This window comes from Cyanobium sp. ULC082 (assembly GCF_977927535.1).
In genome coordinates this window covers 742,517-759,827 of sequence record NZ_OZ376398.1, presented here as the reverse complement: position 1 = coordinate 759,827, position 17,311 = coordinate 742,517, and the positions used below count along the sequence as shown (strand labels likewise).

The following is a 17,311-nucleotide window of genomic DNA, read 5'->3' as shown; positions in this document are numbered from 1 at the left end:
GGGTGGGATGGCGCCGCCCGCCAAGCCTGGCGCAGCTTCACCCCGATTGGTTGCGGCTGGCCGGCCAGTCGGCCGGAGTGTTGGCGTTGACCAGCTGGAGCGGATCCAGGGCGACGGCACGGAAGCTGCGTTCCTGGCGCAGCCAACGCAGCAGGCTGCGGCCGCCACGGGCGGTGAAGTCGTCGAGTGAATCGCAGTGGTTCAAGCTGGCGGGATAGATCCCAACGAGGGGTTGAAGGCGCTGGCCGTCATGGGCAACCTGGATCCTGGCCGGGTCATGGTCGGCTGCCTCCACCAGCTCCTGCAGGGCCTCGAGGCGAAGCCAGGGCATGTCGACCGGGGTCAGCAACAGCCGCTGACCCCTGTGGTGAAGCATCAGGCGCCTGAGAGCCAGCAGGGGCCCCTCCCAGGGCGGCGGCTCCAGCAGCACCTCAAGGCGGAAGCCTTCGCGCTCAGCGCACTGAAGCGCCAGCTCGCCGTGCTGGGGATGGCGGCTCAGCAGGGTGACCGGCTGCTGAAATCGGCCCAGCAGCCCCAGACTGTGCTCCAGCCAGGTGCCGCCGCAGGGATGGGCCAGCAGGGCCTTGTCGGTGCCCATCCGCCGGCTCTGCCCACCGCTGAGCAGGCAGGGACGAAGCGGTGGGGGAGAGGCCATGGCTCCAGGCTGTCAGAAACAGAACGCATCAGCGCCTTCATTCCCCGTCTTTCGAGCCAAGACCAAGCCCGAGCAACCCGATGCTCACCAGCAGCACCATGGTGGCCATCACATGAATCTGGGGCGAGATTTCCCGTTGGAATGCCCCGGCGATGTAGAGGGGGAAAACGATCACCTGGCCGGCGGTGAAGGCGCTGATGATGTAGTCATCCAGGGAAAGGGAGAAGGAAAGCAGGAAGGCCGCCAGCAATCCAGGAGCCAGCAGTGGCAGGGTGATCTGCCCGAAGGTGCGCAGCGGGGTTGCGCCGAGGTCCTGGGCGGCGGCTTCCAGGCTCCAGTCCACCCCGCCCAGCCTGGCCTTCATGGTGAGGGCCGCGAAACTCAGGCAGAAGAGGCTGTGGGCCAGCACCAGGGTGCCGAAACCGCGGGGCAGGTTGATCTGCACGAACAGGTTCAGCAGTGAGGCGGCCAGCACGATCTCCGGGCTTGTCAGCGGCAACACCAGGAGCAGCTCGATCGCCCCATGGGCCCGCCCCTGGGAACGGCTCAGGCCGATCGCCATCAGGCCGCCGAGCACCGTGGCGATCAGGCTGGCGGCGAGGGCAAGGCTGAGGCTGGTCAGGAACGCATCGGTGAGGGCCCTGTCCCGGAATGGATGGAGCCAGTTCTCCAGCGTGAAGCCCTGCCAGATCAGGTTGAAGCGGCCGGAGGGGAGGTTGAAGCTGAACAGCACGATCACAACGATCGGCGCGAACAGCAGCCCATAGGCAAGACCGGCCCAAAGAGTGAGCAGGCGTGCGGCGATCCTGCTCATGACGCCGTCAGTTCCCTGCTGCCATGCCGCCGCACCTGGGCCAGCACAGCCCCGGTCATCAGCGTCATCAGCAGCAGCGCCAGGGCGGCCGCCTTCGGAGCCTGGCCCTGCACCAGCACCAGGTTCGAGATGGCGTTGCCGATCATCCGGTCGTTCGGACCGCCGAGGAACTGGGCATTCACCACATCCCCCAGCCCCGGAATCAGGCTCAGCACCACACCGGCACTGAGCCCCGGCAACGAGAGGGGCCAGATCACCCGATAAAACGTGCTGAACCCACCGGCGTGCAGGTCGGCGGCGGCTTCGAGCCATTGAGGCTCGATCGACTCCAGGCTCACCACCAGGGGCAGCACCAGATAAGGAAGCATGTTGTAAGCCAGGCCGATCACCACAGCCGCAGCCGTGTTGAGCAGACGGCCATCACTGAGCAGGCCGATGCTCTCCAGGCCGCCGTCGAGGCCCAGGGCCCGGACCAGGCTCAGCACCGGCCCCTGATCGGCGAGCAGGGTCGTCAGGGCGATGGTGCGAACCAGATAGGAGGTGAAGAAGGGCACCACCACCAGGCCAAGCAGCAACCCCTTGAAGCGGCCACCGCGAAAGCTGATCCAGCAAGCCAGGGGATAGGCGATCAGCAGGGCGATCAGGCTGGCGCTGCCGGCGATCTGCAGGGAGCGCAGCAGGATCGGCGCGTACTGACCGATCACCTCGGCGTAGTTGTCGAGGCGTCCTGTGAAGTTCACCGCCAGGCTGAAGCGGTCGCGTGGCTCCGACAGCGACATCGGCACCAGGCTCGCCAGAGGCGCCACGAACCAGAGCAACAGCCAGAGCAGACCAGGGGCCAGCAGCGCCCACGGCCAACTCGGACGTGCCTCAGCCACTGATGATCGTGGCGAAGCGTTCATTGAACCGGACCTCCTCGCTGGGCGTGAGCGGACCGAAGATCTTCAACCGTGCCTCCAGGGCCGCATCGGGGAAGTTGAGGGGATTGGCGGCCAGGGCCCTGGTGGCGGGATCCTTCGCCAGCAGCTGCTGGACGCCCTCAACCGGGGTGATGTACTGCACCGCCGCCGCGATCCGCGCTGCCTCGGCGGGGGTGTAGACAAAATTCATCCACTCGGCGACAGCGGCTGGATGGGAAGCACCCTTGGGCATCACCATCACATCGGTGAAGAGCATCCCGCCGCTCTCAGGCACAACGAAGCGAAGTTTCGGCTGTTCGAGCGCCAGCTGGGCCACATCGCCCGACCAGGCCACACAGGCGGCGAAATTTCCCGCCAGCAGATCGTCCTGATAGTCGTTGCCGGTGAAGGCGCGGATCTGACCGTTCTGTTTGGCCTGCTCAAGCCGTTTGAACGAAGGTTCGGCGGCGGCGTAGCTGGGCTGGCCTGGATCCTTGCCATCGGCCAGCATCAGCAGGCCGATCGTGTCACGCATTTCGGTGAGGAAGCCCACCTTCCCCTTGAAGGCCGGATCAAACAGATCGTCCATCGAGTCGAGCTCACGCCCGGTGACTTCGCTGTTGTAGGCGATCCCCGCGATGCCCGACTGCCAGGGCAGGCTGAACGCTCCGGTGGGATCCCAGGATGGCTTGCGCAGGGTCGGGATCAGGTTTGCGGCATTCGGCACGGCGTCGAGGGGCAGCGCCTCCACCCAGCCCAGATCGATCAATCGTTGCGCCATCCAGTAAGTGGTGACGAAAATGTTCTGGGGGATGGTCTTGCCTGCAGCCAGCACTGGCTGGATCTTGGCGAAGAACGCATCGTTGTCGTTGTAATCCTCGTTGTAGGTCACCGGAATGCCGGTCTGCTTTGTGAAGCGCTCCACCGTGCCGGGCACCCCGTCCTGACTGGGATCGATGTAAATGGGCCAGTTGGAGATCACCAACGACCCGCGGGCGTCACCGTCAGTGGCGCCCGGACCACCGCCACCACGGCAGGCCGCCAGCAGACCAGGGCCCACCGCGGCTGCGGCGCCCGCAAGGGTGAGGCGGCGCAGCATGGTGCGGCGCGTCAGGCGGGGACTCAGGGGCAGGGGCATGGCTGGGCTGATCGGTCAGACGGTGAGCCGGTGGGCGGCAGCGGTCTGCCACACCACCCAGAGGCTTTCGCCCGACCGTACCGACGCCATCGCATCCCAACGGTTCAGCCTGACCACTAAGGGGCTGCCATCGGCGGCATCCAGCTCGACCAGCAGCGACGGACCCTGGAAGGTCACGGCAGTGACGCGGGCCCTGACAGCCTGCTCAGCCGGATCCGAGGGCAGGGGATCGGCCTGCAGCCGCAGCTGTTCAGGCCGCAGCAGCAGCTGGCTGCGGCCGTCGCCGCCCGCCAGCAGGTTGGCGCGGCCGATGAAGCGGGCCACGAAGGAGGAGCTGGGGGCGTCGTACACCTGGCGGGGCGGGCCGATCTGCTCGATCCGACCGGCATTCATCACCGCCAGCCGATCGCTCAGGGCCAGGGCCTCCTCCTGGTCGTGGGTGACGATCAGAAAGCTGATGCCGCACTCCCTCTGAATGCGTTTGAGCTCTTCCTGCAAGGTGCTGCGCAGGCCGGGATCGAGGGCGGAAAGCGGCTCATCGAGCAACAGCGCCGCCGGTTGATTGACCAGGGCCCGAGCCAGCGCCGCCCGCTGCTGCTGCCCACCGGAAAGCTGCCCGGGGCGTCGAGCCGCCAGCTCGGACAGGCGGACGCGCTCCAGGATCTCCCCCACCTGACGCCGCACCTCCGGTTCGGCCAGGCGGCGCGAGCGGGGTCCGAACGCCACGTTGTCCCACACGCTGAGGTGAGGGAAGAGGGCGTAATGCTGAAACACCGTATTGACGTTGCGGCGATGGGGAGGAGTTGCCGTCACATCCACCCCTTCCAGCCGGATCGTGCCCTGGCTGGGCTGCTCGAAACCGGCGATCATCCGCAGCGTGGTGGACTTGCCGCAGCCGGAAGGACCGAGCAGGGCGAAGAACTCGCCGCGCCCGACGCTCAGATCAATCCCCTCCACGGCACGGGTGGCGCCGAAGTGCTTGCCAACCTGCTCAAGGGAGATGACGGAATCCAGGGAAAGCAAGCCTTGCTCGCTGCAGGTTGGCGGAAGCCGGCGATCGCGGCGGTTGCGGTTCAGAAAAGCTGACCCGCTGAGGCGAGCTATCAGCCCAGAGCCTTCGCCTTCGCCACCACGTTGTCGACGGTGTAGCCGAACTTCTCAAGGCAAACGCCACCCGGAGCTGAGGCACCGAAGCGATCCACCGAGATCGTGTCACCGTCGAGGCCTGCATATTTGTGCCAGCCAAACGAGCCCGAGGCCTCCACCACCAGGCGCTTGCGCACCGCAGCGGGAATCACCGACTCGCGGTAGGCGGCATCCTGTTCCTCGAACAGCTCCACGCAAGGGATCGAAACCACCCGCACGTTGCGACCTTCGGCCCGCAACACCGCTGCAGCCTGAACGCAGAGGTCGAGCTCGGTGCCTGAGCCGATCAGGATCAGCTCGGGGGCGCCGTCGCTGTCTTCAAGGATGTAGGCCCCCTTGGCCACCTGCCCCGCTGAAGAGTTGGCCTGATTGGCCATCGCCTGGCGGCTGAGCGCCAGCACCGTGGGGCGTTTGCGGTTGGTGACCGCCACCTGATAGGCGCCGCTGGTCTCGTTGCCGTCACCGGGGCGGATCACCAGGAGATTCGGAATCGAGCGGAGCGAAGCGAGGGTTTCCACCGGCTGGTGGGTGGGGCCATCTTCGCCAAGGCCGATCGAGTCGTGGGTGAGCACGTAGATCACACCCAGTTCACTGAGGGCCGAGAGGCGCATCGCCCCCACCATGTATCCCGCGAACACCAGGAAGGTGCCGCCGTAGGGGATCAGTCCGCTGCCGTGATAAGCGAGGCCGTTGAGAATGGCCGCCATGGCGTGCTCCCTCACACCGAAGTGCAGATAGCGGTTGGCCTCACCCCCTTTCTGAAAGCTGGCTTCACCCTTGATGTCGGTGAGGTTGGAGTGGGTGAGATCGGCCGAACCACCGATCAGCTCGGGGAGGTTGGGTCCGATCGCATTGAGGCAGTTGTAGGAATGCTGGCGGGTGGCCAGGCCCTTGTCGGCAGGAGTGAAGCTGGCCAGATTGGCATCCCAGTCCTGGGGCAGCTCGCCACGCAGCATCCGTTCAAATTCCGCTGCCTCAGTGGGGTATTGGCTGCGGTAGGTCTCCAGGCCGCTCGTCCATTCCGCCTCGGCGGCTGAACCTCGGCTGATCGCCTCGCGCCAGTGGTCATAGGCCGCCTGGGGCACCTCGAAGGTGCCATAGGTCCACTCCAGCGCCGCCCGGGTGAGCTCGGCCTCATCGGCGCCGAGGGCCGCGCCGTGCACTCCGGCGGTGTTGGCCTTGTTCGGGGAGCCGTAACCGATCGTGGTGGTGACCTTGATCAGGCTGGGCCTGTCGGTGACGGCCTTGGCCGCCTCGATCGCCCGGGTGATCGCCGCCACATCGGTGTTGCCGTCGGCCACATGCTGAACATGCCAGCCGTAGGCCTCATAGCGCTTGATCACATCCTCGGTGAACGACACGCCGGTGTCGCCATCGATGGTGATGTGGTTGTCGTCGTAGAGAGCGATCAGCTTGCCAAGGCCAAGGTGGCCGGCCAGGGAGGCCGCCTCACTGGAGATGCCTTCCTGATGGCAGCCATCGCCCATGATCACGTAGGTGAAGTGATCAACGATCTGGGCACCGGGCCTGTTGAATTTCGCCGCCAGATGGGCTTCGGCGATCGCCAGACCAACGGCGTTGGCGATGCCCTGGCCGAGGGGGCCGGTGGTGACCTCCACGCCAGGGGTTTCGAAGGTTTCCGGGTGCCCCGGTGTTTTCGAGCCCCACTGCCGGAACTGCTTGAGGTCCTCCAGGCCAACGCTCTGATAGCCGGTGAGGTGCAGCAGCGAATAAAGCAGCATGCAACCGTGGCCGGCCGAGAGCACGAAGCGATCCCGGTTGAACCACTTGGGATTGCTGGGGTTGTGGCGCAGCACCTTGTCCCAGAGGGCGTAGGCCATCGGCGCCGCACCCATCGGCAGGCCGGGATGGCCGGAATTGGCCTTGTTGACCGCATCGATCGCCAGGAAGCGAATGCTGTTGATGCAGAGCGTGTCGATGGACAGGGTGTCCACTGCGGGGGCGGCGACCATGGCGAAGAGGGGTGGGGTGGAGAGGGTTTCCTCTGGGGGAGCGGAACGGACGTTCAGCTCATCCGGCGGAAGGCAAGGCAAACATTGTGACCGCCAAACCCGAAGGAGTTCGAGAGCACGACGTTCATTGTCTGTTCCCGCGCCTGGTTGGGCACGACATCCAGATCACAGGCCGGATCTGGAGTGTGGTAATTGATCGTAGGGGGGACCAGATTGTGGGCCATCGCCATCACGGCGGCCACAGCCTCGATGCCGCCACTGCCTCCAAGCAGGTGGCCGGTCATCGATTTGGTCGAACTGACTGGAATGGCCATGGCACGGGCACCCAGCGCAGACTTGATCGCAGCGGTTTCGTTGCTGTCATTGGCCTGGGTGCTGGTGCCGTGGGCGTTGACGTAATCCACCTCTTCCGGCTCCAGCTGGGCATCGGCCAGAGCCAGGCGGATCGCCTCCGCCGCTCCCACCCCCTCTGGCGAGGGCAGGGTGTAGTGATAGGCGTCGCAGGACATGCCGTAACCCACCACCTCAGCCAGGATCCCGGCCCCTCGGGCCCTGGCATGGTCGAGGCTTTCGAGCACAAGCACCCCGGCGCCCTCGCCGATCACGAAGCCGTTGCGTTCCAGATCGAACGGCCGACTGGCCGTGGCCGGGTCATCATTCCGGAAAGAAAGAGCCTTGGCGCTGGCAAAACCAGCCACCCCCAGCGGCGTGATGGCCGATTCGGCTCCGCCGCACACCATGGCGTCTGCCAGCCCGAGCTGGATCAGGCGATAGGCATCGCCGATCGCATTGGAACCGGCGGCGCAGGCGGTGGAGGCCGACGTGCTGGGCCCCTTGGCCCCAAGGGCGATGGCCGTCAGCCCGGTGGCCATGTTGGGAATCATCATCGGCACACAGAAGGGGCTGACCCGATCCGGTCCCTTGGCGGCAAGCACATGGGCCTGGGTCTCCATCATCAGCAGACCCCCCACCCCGGAGCCGATCGAAACCCCGACCCGCCCAGGCCCGACAGCTTCGATGTCCAGCCCCGCCTGGGCCACGGCCTGCTTGGCGGCCACAACGGCGAACTGACAGAAACGATCCCAGCGCTTCGCCTCCTTGCGCTCAATGCTGCCACTGGGATCAAAATCCTTGACTTCCGCCGCAAAGCGACAGGGATGGCGGGACGCATCGAACAGGGTGATCGCTGCGACGCCGTTGCGACCCGTGCTCAAGCCCTCCCAGAACTGGGAGACACTGTTGCCGATCGGTGTGACCGCGCCGAGGCCCGTGACCACGACGCGGCGGAGACCCTCCACCATCGACAACCTCAGGCCTGCTTGTCCTGGATGTAGGTGACGGCATCGCCGACGGTGGTGATCCCTTCCGCGGACTCGTCGGGGATCTCGATGTCGAAGGCTTCTTCCAGGGCCATCACCAGCTCGACGGTGTCAAGCGAGTCGGCACCCAGGTCGTTCTGGAAATTCGATTCGGGCTTCACCTCGGCGGCATCGACGCTGAGCTGCTCGGCAACGATCGAGCGCACTTTCTCGAAGATCGCTTCCTGTGACATGACCGATGTGTGGGAGGCCGCATCCTACGGGTCGCCCCGCACCGTCTCCGGAACCGACACTATGAAAAAGGATGACGGCCGAGGGCTGCTCTGGTCGCCGGAGCGACCGGTCTCGGTACTTTGGCCCCACGCCGTTCGCTTCCTGGCAGGGCATGTCCCATTCCGTCAAGATCTACGACACCTGCATCGGTTGCACCCAGTGCGTCCGTGCCTGCCCCCTCGACGTGCTCGAGATGGTCCCCTGGGATGGCTGCAAGGCCGCCCAGATCGCTTCATCACCCCGCACCGAAGACTGCATCGGCTGCAAGCGCTGCGAAACCGCCTGTCCCACCGATTTCCTGAGCGTCCGGGTCTATCTCGGTGACGAGACCAGCCGCAGCATGGGCCTCGCCTACTGAAGCTGCGCTCCGGACCCTCCATTCACACCGCAACCTGCATCCAGACCCGGCCCAGGCCGGGTTTTTTGCTGGCCGGGTTTTTGCTGGCCGGATTGCGTTCTGGTTTGCAGCCCATTCCAGGTCCCGTTCCGGTTCAGGCCCCAGCTGGTGCCAGGCTCGACGGACTCCGGCAACGGATAGACGCCATGGGCGGACTGGACCTCTCTTGGTGCCAGCAACGGGATGATCCTTTAGAAACACCCTCAACTGCTGCCCATCGGCCATGTGTGGCATCGTCGCGGTGATCGGTTCCAGGGAGGCAGCTCCCCTGTTGCTCGAAGGCCTCCGCCAATTGGAGTACCGCGGATACGATTCCGCCGGCCTGGCCACCGTCGAGGCCACCCCAGCCGGGCCGGGGCAGCTCACCTGCCTGCGGGCCGAGGGCAAGCTCGTCAATCTTCAGCAGCGTTACGAGCAACACGCAGCCGCCGGGCATTGCGGGATCGGCCATACCCGCTGGGCCACCCACGGCAAACCGGAGGAGCGCAACGCCCACCCCCATCTCGATGGCAGCGGCCAACTGGCGGTGGTCCAGAACGGCATCATCGAAAATCACCGCAGCCTGCGGGAGCAGCTCCAGGCCAGTGGTGTCGTCTTCCTCTCCGACACCGACACCGAAGTCATCCCACATCTGATCGGCCAGTGCCTCGCCCGGCTGCGCTCCGGCGGCCGGGCGGCCAGCGGCAGCCTGCTGCTTGAGGCCGTGCAGCAGGTGTTACCCGAGCTGCAAGGCGCCTATGCCCTGGCCGTTGTCTGGGGCGAAACCCCCGGTGCCCTCGTGGTGGCGCGCCGCCAGGCGCCCCTGCTGATCGGGCTTGGGGAAGGGGAATTCCTCTGCGCCAGCGACACGCCGGCGCTGGCAGGCTTCACCCGCACGATCCTGCCGATGGAGGACGGCGAAGTCGCCCTGCTCACCCCCCTCGGCATCGAGCTCCACGACGCGCTGGGGAACCGGGTGCAGCGCACACCCAGCCTGCTCACGGGCACCGAACACGTGGCGGACAAGCGCAGCTTCCGCCACTTCATGCACAAGGAAATCCATGAGCAGCCCGAAACGGCTGCACTCTGGGTGGCCCGTCACCTTCCCCTGCCGAGCGATGCTCCCGGCTCCCCCTCACTGGTGGCTCTTCCCCTGCCGGCAAAAGTGTTCGAGGGGGTGGAGCAGATCCAGATCCTGGCCTGTGGCACCAGCCGGCACGCTTCGCTGGTCGGCGCCTACCTGCTGGAGCAGCTGGCCGGCATTCCCACCAGCGTCTTCCATGCCAGCGAATTCCGTTACGCACCCCCACCCCTGGCCCCGCACACGCTCACGATCGGGGTGACCCAGTCGGGGGAAACGGCCGACACCCTCGCCGCCCTCGTGATGGAGGAAGAGCGGCGCGGCCTGATCGCCGACCCCGCCTATGCCGCCAGGTTGCTGGGCATCACCAACCGCGCCGAGAGTTCGCTCGGCCGGCTGGTGCCCCACCTGCTCGACATCGGCGCCGGCATCGAGGTGGGGGTGGCGGCGACCAAAACCTTCCTGGGGCAGTTGCTGGCGTTCTACGGCCTGGCTCTGGCCTTCGCCGAGAGGCGCTCCAGCCGCAGCCCCGCCCAGCTCCAGGAGCTGGTGAGGGGTTTGCGGGCACTGCCTGCCCAGCTGAAGGAGCTGGTGGAGGAGCACGATCGACGCTGTGCCGAGCTGGCCCATCTGTTCGCCGATACCCAGGATGTGATTTTCCTGGGCCGTGGCATCAACTACCCCATTGCCCTGGAGGGAGCCCTCAAACTGAAGGAGATCAGCTACATCCACGCCGAGGGCTATCCAGCCGGGGAGATGAAACACGGTCCGATCGCCTTGCTGGATTCGAGAGTGCCGGTGGTGTCGATCGCCATGCCTGGTCGGGTCTTCGAGAAGGTGCTCTCAAACGCCCAGGAAGCGAAGGCGCGCGATGCCCAGCTGATCGGCGTGGCCCCTGAGGGCCCCGACACCGCCTTGTTCGACGTGCTGTTGCCGGTCCCGGCCGTGGACGAACTGCTCTCGCCCCTGCTGACCGTGATCCCGATGCAGTTGCTGAGCTATCACATCGCCGCTCACCGCGGCCTTGATGTCGATCAGCCCCGCAATCTCGCCAAGAGCGTGACCGTGGAGTGATCGCCTCCTCCCTACCCCCGTTCCTCTCCATGCGCCTGCTTGCCCTGCTGGCCGCCCTGATCGCTCTGCTGGGTTTCTTTGCCGCTGGAGAATTTGCCCTGATCCGGCTGCGGCCGAGCCGCGTCAAGGTGCTGGCGGCCGAAGGATTCCGCGGGGCGATGGCGGTGGAGCGGTTGCAGGGCCGGTTGCGCCGCGCCCTGCTCTCCACCCAGCTGGGGGCGGCCCTCGCCCTGGTCGCCCTGGGCTGGGCCGGCAGGGGCCTGGCCGTGCGGCTGGATCCCGAAACCAGCCGCCCCTGGATCGACGTGCTGGTGTTTCTGCTGCTGGTCTGCCTGGCCACCCTGTTGGGCGGCCTGCTGCCGAAGGCCTGGGTGATGCATCGGCCGGAAGCCTCAGCCCTGCGGCTGGCCCCGCTGCTGGAGTCGGTGAACCGCACGCTGGCCCCCCTGCTTTCGGTGCTGGAGCACCTGGCCGATGCTCTGTTGCGGCTGCTCGGCCTGCCACGCAACTGGGATGCCCTGGTGCCGGCCCTCTCGGCCGGTGAGCTGGAAACCCTGATCGAATCGAACAGCGTCACCGGCCTGTTGCCCGATGAACGCAACATCCTCGAAGGTGTGTTCTCACTCCGCGACACGCCGGTTCGCGAAGTGATGGTTCCCCGCTCCGGCATGGTGACCCTGCCGCTCGACGTGTGTTTCGCCGAGATGATGGATGCGGTGCACGCCACCCATCACGCCCGCTTCCCGGTGATCGGCCAGTCCCTTGATGACATCCGGGGCGTTCTGGATCTGCGCCGGCTGGCCGAACCGATCGCCAGGGGCCAGCTGCAGGGTGACACCCCCCTGGCCCCGTTCATCTCGGCAGTGGCCAGCGTGCAGGAAACGGCTTCCCTGGCCGAGTTGCTTCCGTTGATCCGCAGCGGCCAGCCCCTGCTGGTGGTGGTTGATGAACACGGCGGCACCGAGGGACTGGTCACGGTCGCCGACCTCACCAGCGAGATCGTCGGCGACGAGGACAGCCTGGAATCAGGCCAGGCCGATGTTCAACAGATCGAAGACGACAGCTGGCTGGTGGCTGGCGATCTGGAAATCTTCGATCTGAATCGTCAGCTGGGGTTGAAGCTGCCGGAGGCGGATGGCCACCACACCTTGGCCGGCTTTCTCCTAGAGCGCCTGCAGCACATCCCGGCCCCCGGTGAGAGCCTGCGCTGGAAAGGTGATCAGTTCGTGATCAGCGTCATGGATGGCCCACGCATCGAGCGGGTGCAGATCACCCGGCGAGCCTCCGACGAGCCGACCGCTGAGCCGAGTGCCTGATCGTTGATAATGACCACACCGGTGGATGGACGTTCGTTTTGATCCGTGTACGCGTGAAGCGATGACCAGCGATCCCATCGCGCCGGTCAAGGTGGGCGTCATCGGCATCGGCAACATGGGCTGGCATCACGCCCGTGTTCTCAGCCTGCTGCGCGATGGCGAACTGGTCGGCGTCGCCGACCTCAATGCCCACCGCGGTGAACTGGCGGTGGAGCAGTTCGGCTGCCGCTGGTTCGCCGACTTCCAGGACCTCCTGCCCCATGTGGAGGCGGTCTGCATCGCCGTGCCGACCCTCCTGCACCACCGCGTCGGCATGGCCTGCCTGCGGGCTGGCGTGCACGTGCTGATCGAAAAACCGATCGCGGCCAACCAGGACGAGGCCTCCGAACTGATTCAGGCCGCCGAGCTGGCCGGCCGCCAGCTCCAGGTGGGTCACATCGAACGCTTCAATCCAGCCTTCCGTGAGCTGCTCAAGGTGGTGGCCAACGAAGAGGTGATGGTGCTGGAGGCACGCCGTCACAGTCCCCATGCCGATCGCGCCAACGACGTTTCGGTGGTGCTCGACCTGATGATCCACGACATTGACCTGGTGCTGGAACTGGCCCAGGCTCCGGTGGTGCGTCTGGCGGCGGTGGGTGGACGCAGTGCCGAAGGTCCGATCGACTACGTCAATGCCACCCTGGGGTTCGAGAACGGCGTGGTGGCCAGCCTCACGGCCAGCAAGATGGCCCATCGCAAGATCCGCAGCCTCAGCGCCCACTGCCGGGAAAGCCTGGTGGAAACCGACTTCCTCAACCGCAGCCTTCACATCCACCGCCGGGCCCACGAGTGGGTGTCGGCCGATCAAGGCGAGCTCCTTTACCGCAACGACGGCTTCATCGAAGAGGTGAGCACCACATCGATCGAACCCCTCTATGCCGAGCTGGAGCATTTTCTGCAGTGCGTGCGCGGCTGTGAGATCCCCGCGGTGAATGGCCAGCAGGCCTCCCGCGCTCTCGTGCTCGCCAACCTGATCGAGCAGGCCGTCGATCAGCCGTCGCTCTGCATGACCCTCGACGCCCCGATCTGAACTGCCACCGGCCCTGGGCTTTCGGTGAGCTCGCGCAGGGCGAGCATCTGCCAGCGGCGGCAGCTGGCCGGCGACGCTCGGTAGAAGCGATCCCAGGCTTCCGCCTTGTGGAGGGCATACGCCTCGGCCGACTGATCCGGGTGGCCCAGCTGCCAGCCCACCCGGACGGCGTGGCCGATCACCACGTCGAGGGCCAGATAATCATCGAAGCGGGCGGAGGGGTTGGCCCCGACGAAGGCCACCAGGGAGAGCAGGGTTTCGGAGCAGAGCTGCCGATACTCGGAGGCTTCGATCTTGCTGAGCAGGTGATCCACGAGGGAGGCGAAATTGCGCTCTCCGGGGGTCTTCTCAGAGATCAATGGGGCACTGTCCAGGCGGTTGCGGCGCTCCAGCTTGTCGCCGATGACCAGACCCTGGCAGTGGTGCAGCAGGTCCCAGATGCCGGCATAGAAATCCCTTGGAACCCGCTGCAGGGCTCCGAGCCGCTGGCGGTGCTGCAACCAGCAGACCTTCCCGACCGGCAGATCTTCGAGAGGATCGGGCACATCCCAGCGCACCCGGCCGCTGATGTGGAGCTGCTCCTTGCGGCGCAGGGCCTCCCGGGCATGGTCCACATCGGCCAGCACGGCCCGCAGGCGGCGACGGATCGCATGGGGAGGGAGGCTGCAGAGTGTTTCGAAGGCGTCATCGGGAGTGAGATCACGCTCCGCGGCCAGCTCTCCGGTGAGCAGGAGCAGCAGCTGGCCGAGTTGCAGGGTGAGGCTGCCCCTGAGCAGACCCGGTTCCTGCCTGGCCAGGCCATCGAGGCCCAGCAGCAGCTCCTGCTGCACCATCCACTCACGGCCATCCTCGCCACTGAAGCGCTGGATCATGGCGCCGATCGCCCCACTCCCCTGCGGCTGGGTGATCAGGGAATCGCGGGTGTAGTTGCGGCCGACCACCAGCTGCTTCTGCAGCACCAGCAGGTCGGTGAGGGCATCCTCGAGCTGGGGGTGAACCAGGCGCATCAGGCCGGCGCAACGCCGCACCACCGACCAGTTGGACTCGGCCAGGCTGCGGCGATAGACCTCCTCCACCAGAGCCAGCAAGGTCACCGGACCGGTTCGGGACGGCCCCTGCAGGATGGCGGTCTGGCCGAGCCGGCGCATCAACTGATCGAGGAGCTCCGCCTGCTCGCTCAAGGAGGTGCTCTCCCAGAGCCGTTCGGCCAGATCGGCCATCGGGATCTCTTCGAGCTCCTGTTCCTGCTGCAGCGTGAGTGGTTGCTGATTGGTGCTGCTGAGCAGGATCGGCGCTGGGCTGGCTTGCTCAGGGGCGGTGCCGGTCAGCGGATCGGGCAACCTCACCCAGCAGGCCTGATCCGTGAGGGCATCGAGCTGGTCGAGCCGTACCGGAACGCCCTCGAAACAGCCGCTCGCCAGGGCCTGGCCCAGCCGGATCACGGCGTCGGGATCGCGCTGGAAGGGTCCGGCACCCACCGGAATCACCAACAGGGGGTGGCCGGCGCCACGCCAGTGGCGCTGCAACAGGCGCAGCTCGCTCAGCACCGTGTCCGCCAGCTGGTCAGGGTCATCAACCAGATAGAAGGTGCCCTCCTCGAGGGCCGCCGGCAGGAACGCGATCGGTCCATCGGCATCGTGGTACAGCCGAGCCGTGGCCATGCTTTCCATCCGCACGGGGGGATGGCCACTGAGCCCGAGCGCGGCGTTGGCGCCCACCCTGGCCATGCGGGAGGCCAGCTCCTGGGAACTGGCCTGTCGCACCACCCTGTCCTCACCACTCACCGGCAGGCCCGCCGCCGTCAGGGCCGCTGCGATCGCCGGGTTGGCCGGGGCGAGGGCCACCAGCACCCGATCCGTCCCCGGCGCCATGGGTTCTCGGCGGCCGCAGGGATCAATGTCCGCCGGCGTGATCAGGCCGTTGAGCAGGAGCTCCCCGAGCCAGGTGAGGCTCTGGGTCCAGAGCAGGGGAACGTTGGGATTGGCGACGCGGGCCTGGCTGCCTGGCTGACGCCGTTCCGCCTCGATCGCGGCAGCCGGCACGAGATAGAGCTCCGGCAGGAGGGGGACTCCCTCCACCTCCACACTCACCGAGGCCAGACGCTGCCGCCAGCCCCAGGCCTCCTCCCAGCGCAGCTCACAACAGGCTGTGACCAGTTCGTAGGCGAAGAAAAGGGGCCATTCGCACTCGATCGCTTCGAACTGGGCCAGCTCCTCCCGCTCGTAATGAAGACGACGGTGGTCCTCCATCACCGTCTGATGGCCATCGCGGCGGAAGCGCTTGTAGCCGTAGATCCCACCCAGGTCGCGGCGGATCTTGCTGCGGGTGCGCTCCACCAGCTGAGGATCCTCCACAGCCCAGGCGGGGTAGCCGATCACCGCCAGGCAGGCGCTGTCGACCTCCTTGCTGGCCGATTCCCGCGGCAGCAGGGCCTGCAGGGCCCGACGCAACCGAATCACCGGCGGCTGGGGAATGTGGAGCACATGGCTGCCATCCCCATGGCCCCCGAACAGGTCGAGGCCATCGAGAGCTTCGAGCGCCGCCTTGACCAGACCGATCGAACTGGCATTGCGCTCCGGTTCGCCATGGTTGCCCTTGTCGCCCCGCTCCCAGATGCCGTAGTCGGCGACCCGGTAGGCCCGGGCGATGTAGTACACCAGATTCTGCAGAAAATCCCGCTCATGGTGGCTCTGAACCACCACAAGGCCAGCGCGGGTGAGCTGGGCCAGCTGGAGCAGGTAGAGCGCCGTGGCATCGAGTTGCAGATGGCCCCAGGCCTCATCGGCCACCACCGGATCGCCTCTGGAGGTGTCGAACTTGGCGTGAATCGCGTCGAGGCGGTGGAGGCTGTTCTTGAAACGCTCCACCTTGTGGGCCTGGCGCATCATCGCGACCAGCAGACCGCGCATCAGCTGAAGCACCCGCTGATCCAGCTCGAAGACCCTGGTGGTCGCTCCATTCAGCCGGCGGTGGGCCAGGGCGAGCCCCCAGACGCACTGAATGGAATAGACACAATCGCGAACCCAGGCATCGCCGTAGTTTCCGTGCACCGTGTGGGCGGTGCTGGCCGGCAGCAGACCACTGATCGGATGCTGTCGCACCAGGACGACCCTGGCGATCTGGGAATCGAGACGTCGCAGCAGATCCTGGGCTTCCGCCTCCGGCAGGGTCCGCGGTGCCTGCAGCGGGGGCTGCTCCGGCCATCCGAGGCCCTGACCGGCGCTGTCCAACGGGTTGAAACTCACAATGCTGGCCATCCTGCCGTTGACCGGGCCGCTAACCGGGCCATTGATCGGGCCATTGACCGGAAAGTCCAGCTGGATCCGCCGATGGAGTCGCCGCAGATCACATCACGTCGGTACTCTCCTTCCATTCTCCCAGCGGCCCCGAGGGTCTTCAGCAGCGATGGCGACTGAATCGGTGCGGACTTCATCCGGGAGATCCTCCGGGAGGAGTCAGGTGCTGGGCATTCCCGTGGATGTCTGCCCCGATGTGTTCGCCGCCGCGATCGCCCTGCAGGGCCGCGGAGGCGGCCAGATCGTCACCCTCAACGCCGAGATGACCATGGCCGCCCGGGAGGATCCCGCCCTGGGCGCCGTGATGGAAACCGCCGCGCTGGTCATTCCCGATGGAGCGGGGGTGGTCTGGGCCCTGGGGCTGCAGGGCTATCGCGTGCGGCGCAGCCCTGGCATCGAGCTGGCCCACCGGCTGTTGAGCCATGCCGCCGGGGCCGGCTGGCGGGTCGCCCTGGTGGGGGCCAGCCCAGAAGTGATGACCTCCCTGGTGGGGCGGCTGCAGCGGGAACAGCCTGATCTGAATCTCGTTCTGGCGGTCGATGGCTACCAGAGCGATCAAGCCTGGAATGCTCTGGAGCGCGACCTGCTGGCGGCCCGCCCTGATCTGGTCCTGGCAGCCCTCGGCGTGCCGCGCCAGGAAATCTGGATTCAGAGGCTGCATCAGGGGCAGCCGGGCCTCTGGATGGGCGTGGGCGGCAGCTTCGATGTCTGGGCCGGCACAAAAAAAAGAGCCCCCAACTGGATGGGGGCTCTGCAGATCGAGTGGTTGTTCCGGCTCTATCAGGAACCCCACCGCTGGAGAAGAATGCTGTCGCTGCCAGCCTTCGCCTGGGCCGTGATCCGAAGCGGAGAAAATCCGCTGAAGCGAAAACGCTGACCAGC

Annotated in this window: 14 protein-coding genes; 5 read left to right on the top strand and 9 right to left on the bottom strand. The window is 66.4% G+C overall.

Translation table 11 applies throughout. The features are described from left to right. Nucleotides 1–37 precede the first annotated feature (37 nt). From ACXMDY_RS13195 to acpP, 8 genes are all read right to left on the bottom strand, one after another. On the bottom strand, nucleotides 38–655 hold the full coding sequence (locus ACXMDY_RS13195) for a molybdenum cofactor guanylyltransferase (RefSeq protein ID WP_259701754.1): 618 nt from the start codon (nucleotides 653–655) through the stop codon (nucleotides 38–40). Between the two features lie 37 nt (nucleotides 656–692). Further along, the gene (locus ACXMDY_RS13190) at nucleotides 693–1,469 is read right to left on the bottom strand and encodes an ABC transporter permease (RefSeq protein WP_259701753.1); all 777 of its coding nucleotides are present in this window, start codon (nucleotides 1,467–1,469) and stop codon (nucleotides 693–695) included. Further along, a complete protein-coding gene (locus tag ACXMDY_RS13185; protein WP_259701752.1) occupies nucleotides 1,466–2,347 on the bottom strand; it encodes an ABC transporter permease in 882 nt (293 codons plus the stop codon). Before ACXMDY_RS13185 ends, ACXMDY_RS13190 begins: the two co-directional genes overlap by 4 nt. Further along, nucleotides 2,340–3,506, bottom strand: coding sequence for an ABC transporter substrate-binding protein (locus tag ACXMDY_RS13180; RefSeq protein WP_259701751.1), 1,167 nt, complete (start codon nucleotides 3,504–3,506; stop codon nucleotides 2,340–2,342). The genes ACXMDY_RS13185 and ACXMDY_RS13180 overlap by 8 nt, the downstream gene beginning before the upstream one ends. Before the next feature lie 15 nt (nucleotides 3,507–3,521). Beyond that, nucleotides 3,522–4,529 carry an ABC transporter ATP-binding protein gene (locus ACXMDY_RS13175; RefSeq protein ID WP_259701750.1) on the bottom strand — a complete coding sequence of 336 codons (1,008 nt, stop codon included), beginning with the start codon at nucleotides 4,527–4,529 and terminating at the stop codon, nucleotides 3,522–3,524. A gap of 80 nt (nucleotides 4,530–4,609) precedes the next feature. Continuing rightward, nucleotides 4,610–6,625, bottom strand: coding sequence for a transketolase (gene tkt / locus ACXMDY_RS13170; protein WP_259701749.1), 2,016 nt, complete (start codon nucleotides 6,623–6,625; stop codon nucleotides 4,610–4,612). A gap of 53 nt (nucleotides 6,626–6,678) precedes the next feature. Continuing rightward, nucleotides 6,679–7,926 carry a beta-ketoacyl-ACP synthase II gene (gene fabF, locus ACXMDY_RS13165; RefSeq protein WP_259701748.1) on the bottom strand — a complete coding sequence of 416 codons (1,248 nt, stop codon included), beginning with the start codon at nucleotides 7,924–7,926 and terminating at the stop codon, nucleotides 6,679–6,681. An 8-nt stretch (nucleotides 7,927–7,934) separates the two neighbouring features. Then, nucleotides 7,935–8,177: an acyl carrier protein gene (acpP, locus tag ACXMDY_RS13160; RefSeq protein ID WP_071800803.1), complete on the bottom strand. Its 243-nt coding sequence runs from the start codon at nucleotides 8,175–8,177 to the stop codon at nucleotides 7,935–7,937. 152 nt (nucleotides 8,178–8,329) lie between these two features. Between acpP and psaC the strand changes: the two genes are divergently transcribed. The 4 genes from psaC (at nucleotide 8,330) to ACXMDY_RS13140 (ending at nucleotide 13,133) form a co-directional block, all read left to right on the top strand. Then, a complete protein-coding gene (gene psaC, locus ACXMDY_RS13155; protein ID WP_259701747.1) occupies nucleotides 8,330–8,575 on the top strand; it encodes a photosystem I iron-sulfur center protein PsaC in 246 nt (81 codons plus the stop codon). 262 nt (nucleotides 8,576–8,837) lie between these two features. Further along, on the top strand, nucleotides 8,838–10,748 hold the full coding sequence (gene glmS, locus ACXMDY_RS13150) for a glutamine--fructose-6-phosphate transaminase (isomerizing) (protein ID WP_259701746.1): 1,911 nt from the start codon (nucleotides 8,838–8,840) through the stop codon (nucleotides 10,746–10,748). 29 nt (nucleotides 10,749–10,777) lie between these two features. After that, nucleotides 10,778–12,064, top strand: a complete 1,287-nt coding sequence (locus ACXMDY_RS13145) for a hemolysin family protein (protein WP_259701745.1) — start codon at nucleotides 10,778–10,780, stop codon at nucleotides 12,062–12,064. Nucleotides 12,065–12,125: 61 nt separating this feature from the next. Continuing rightward, the gene (locus ACXMDY_RS13140; protein ID WP_259701744.1) at nucleotides 12,126–13,133 is read left to right on the top strand and encodes a Gfo/Idh/MocA family protein; all 1,008 of its coding nucleotides are present in this window, start codon (nucleotides 12,126–12,128) and stop codon (nucleotides 13,131–13,133) included. On the opposite strand, the gene ACXMDY_RS13135 is transcribed toward ACXMDY_RS13140, so the two are convergent. Next, entirely contained in the window at nucleotides 13,094–16,390 is a 3,297-nt protein-coding gene (locus tag ACXMDY_RS13135; RefSeq protein WP_259701743.1) for a glycoside hydrolase family 15 protein, read from the bottom strand. The genes ACXMDY_RS13140 and ACXMDY_RS13135 overlap by 40 nt on opposite strands. Nucleotides 16,391–16,538: 148 nt before the next feature. On the opposite strand from ACXMDY_RS13135, the gene ACXMDY_RS13130 reads away from it, so the two are divergent. After that, nucleotides 16,539–17,306 (top strand): WecB/TagA/CpsF family glycosyltransferase, encoded by a 768-nt coding sequence (locus tag ACXMDY_RS13130; protein WP_399243904.1) that lies wholly within the window; start codon nucleotides 16,539–16,541, stop codon nucleotides 17,304–17,306. Nucleotides 17,307–17,311 lie beyond the last annotated feature (5 nt).

What these genes read in the sequence shown, in the direction of transcription:
- ACXMDY_RS13195 (WP_259701754.1), bottom strand. Translation starts at nt 655, where the DNA reads ATGGCCTCTCCCCCACCGCTTCGTCCCTGCCTGCTCAGCGGTGGGCAG.
- ACXMDY_RS13190 (WP_259701753.1), bottom strand. Translation starts at nt 1,469, where the DNA reads ATGAGCAGGATCGCCGCACGCCTGCTCACTCTTTGGGCCGGTCTTGCC.
- ACXMDY_RS13180 (WP_259701751.1), bottom strand. Translation starts at nt 3,506, where the DNA reads ATGCCCCTGCCCCTGAGTCCCCGCCTGACGCGCCGCACCATGCTGCGC.
- tkt (WP_259701749.1), bottom strand. Translation starts at nt 6,625, where the DNA reads ATGGTCGCCGCCCCCGCAGTGGACACCCTGTCCATCGACACGCTCTGC.
- fabF (WP_259701748.1), bottom strand. Translation starts at nt 7,926, where the DNA reads ATGGTGGAGGGTCTCCGCCGCGTCGTGGTCACGGGCCTCGGCGCGGTC.
- acpP (WP_071800803.1), bottom strand. Translation starts at nt 8,177, where the DNA reads ATGTCACAGGAAGCGATCTTCGAGAAAGTGCGCTCGATCGTTGCCGAG.
- psaC (WP_259701747.1), top strand. Translation starts at nt 8,330, where the DNA reads ATGTCCCATTCCGTCAAGATCTACGACACCTGCATCGGTTGCACCCAG.
- glmS (WP_259701746.1), top strand. Translation starts at nt 8,838, where the DNA reads ATGTGTGGCATCGTCGCGGTGATCGGTTCCAGGGAGGCAGCTCCCCTG.
- ACXMDY_RS13145 (WP_259701745.1), top strand. Translation starts at nt 10,778, where the DNA reads ATGCGCCTGCTTGCCCTGCTGGCCGCCCTGATCGCTCTGCTGGGTTTC.
- ACXMDY_RS13140 (WP_259701744.1), top strand. Translation starts at nt 12,126, where the DNA reads ATGACCAGCGATCCCATCGCGCCGGTCAAGGTGGGCGTCATCGGCATC.
- ACXMDY_RS13135 (WP_259701743.1), bottom strand. Translation starts at nt 16,390, where the DNA reads ATGGCCAGCATTGTGAGTTTCAACCCGTTGGACAGCGCCGGTCAGGGC.
- ACXMDY_RS13130 (WP_399243904.1), top strand. Translation starts at nt 16,539, where the DNA reads ATGGCGACTGAATCGGTGCGGACTTCATCCGGGAGATCCTCCGGGAGG.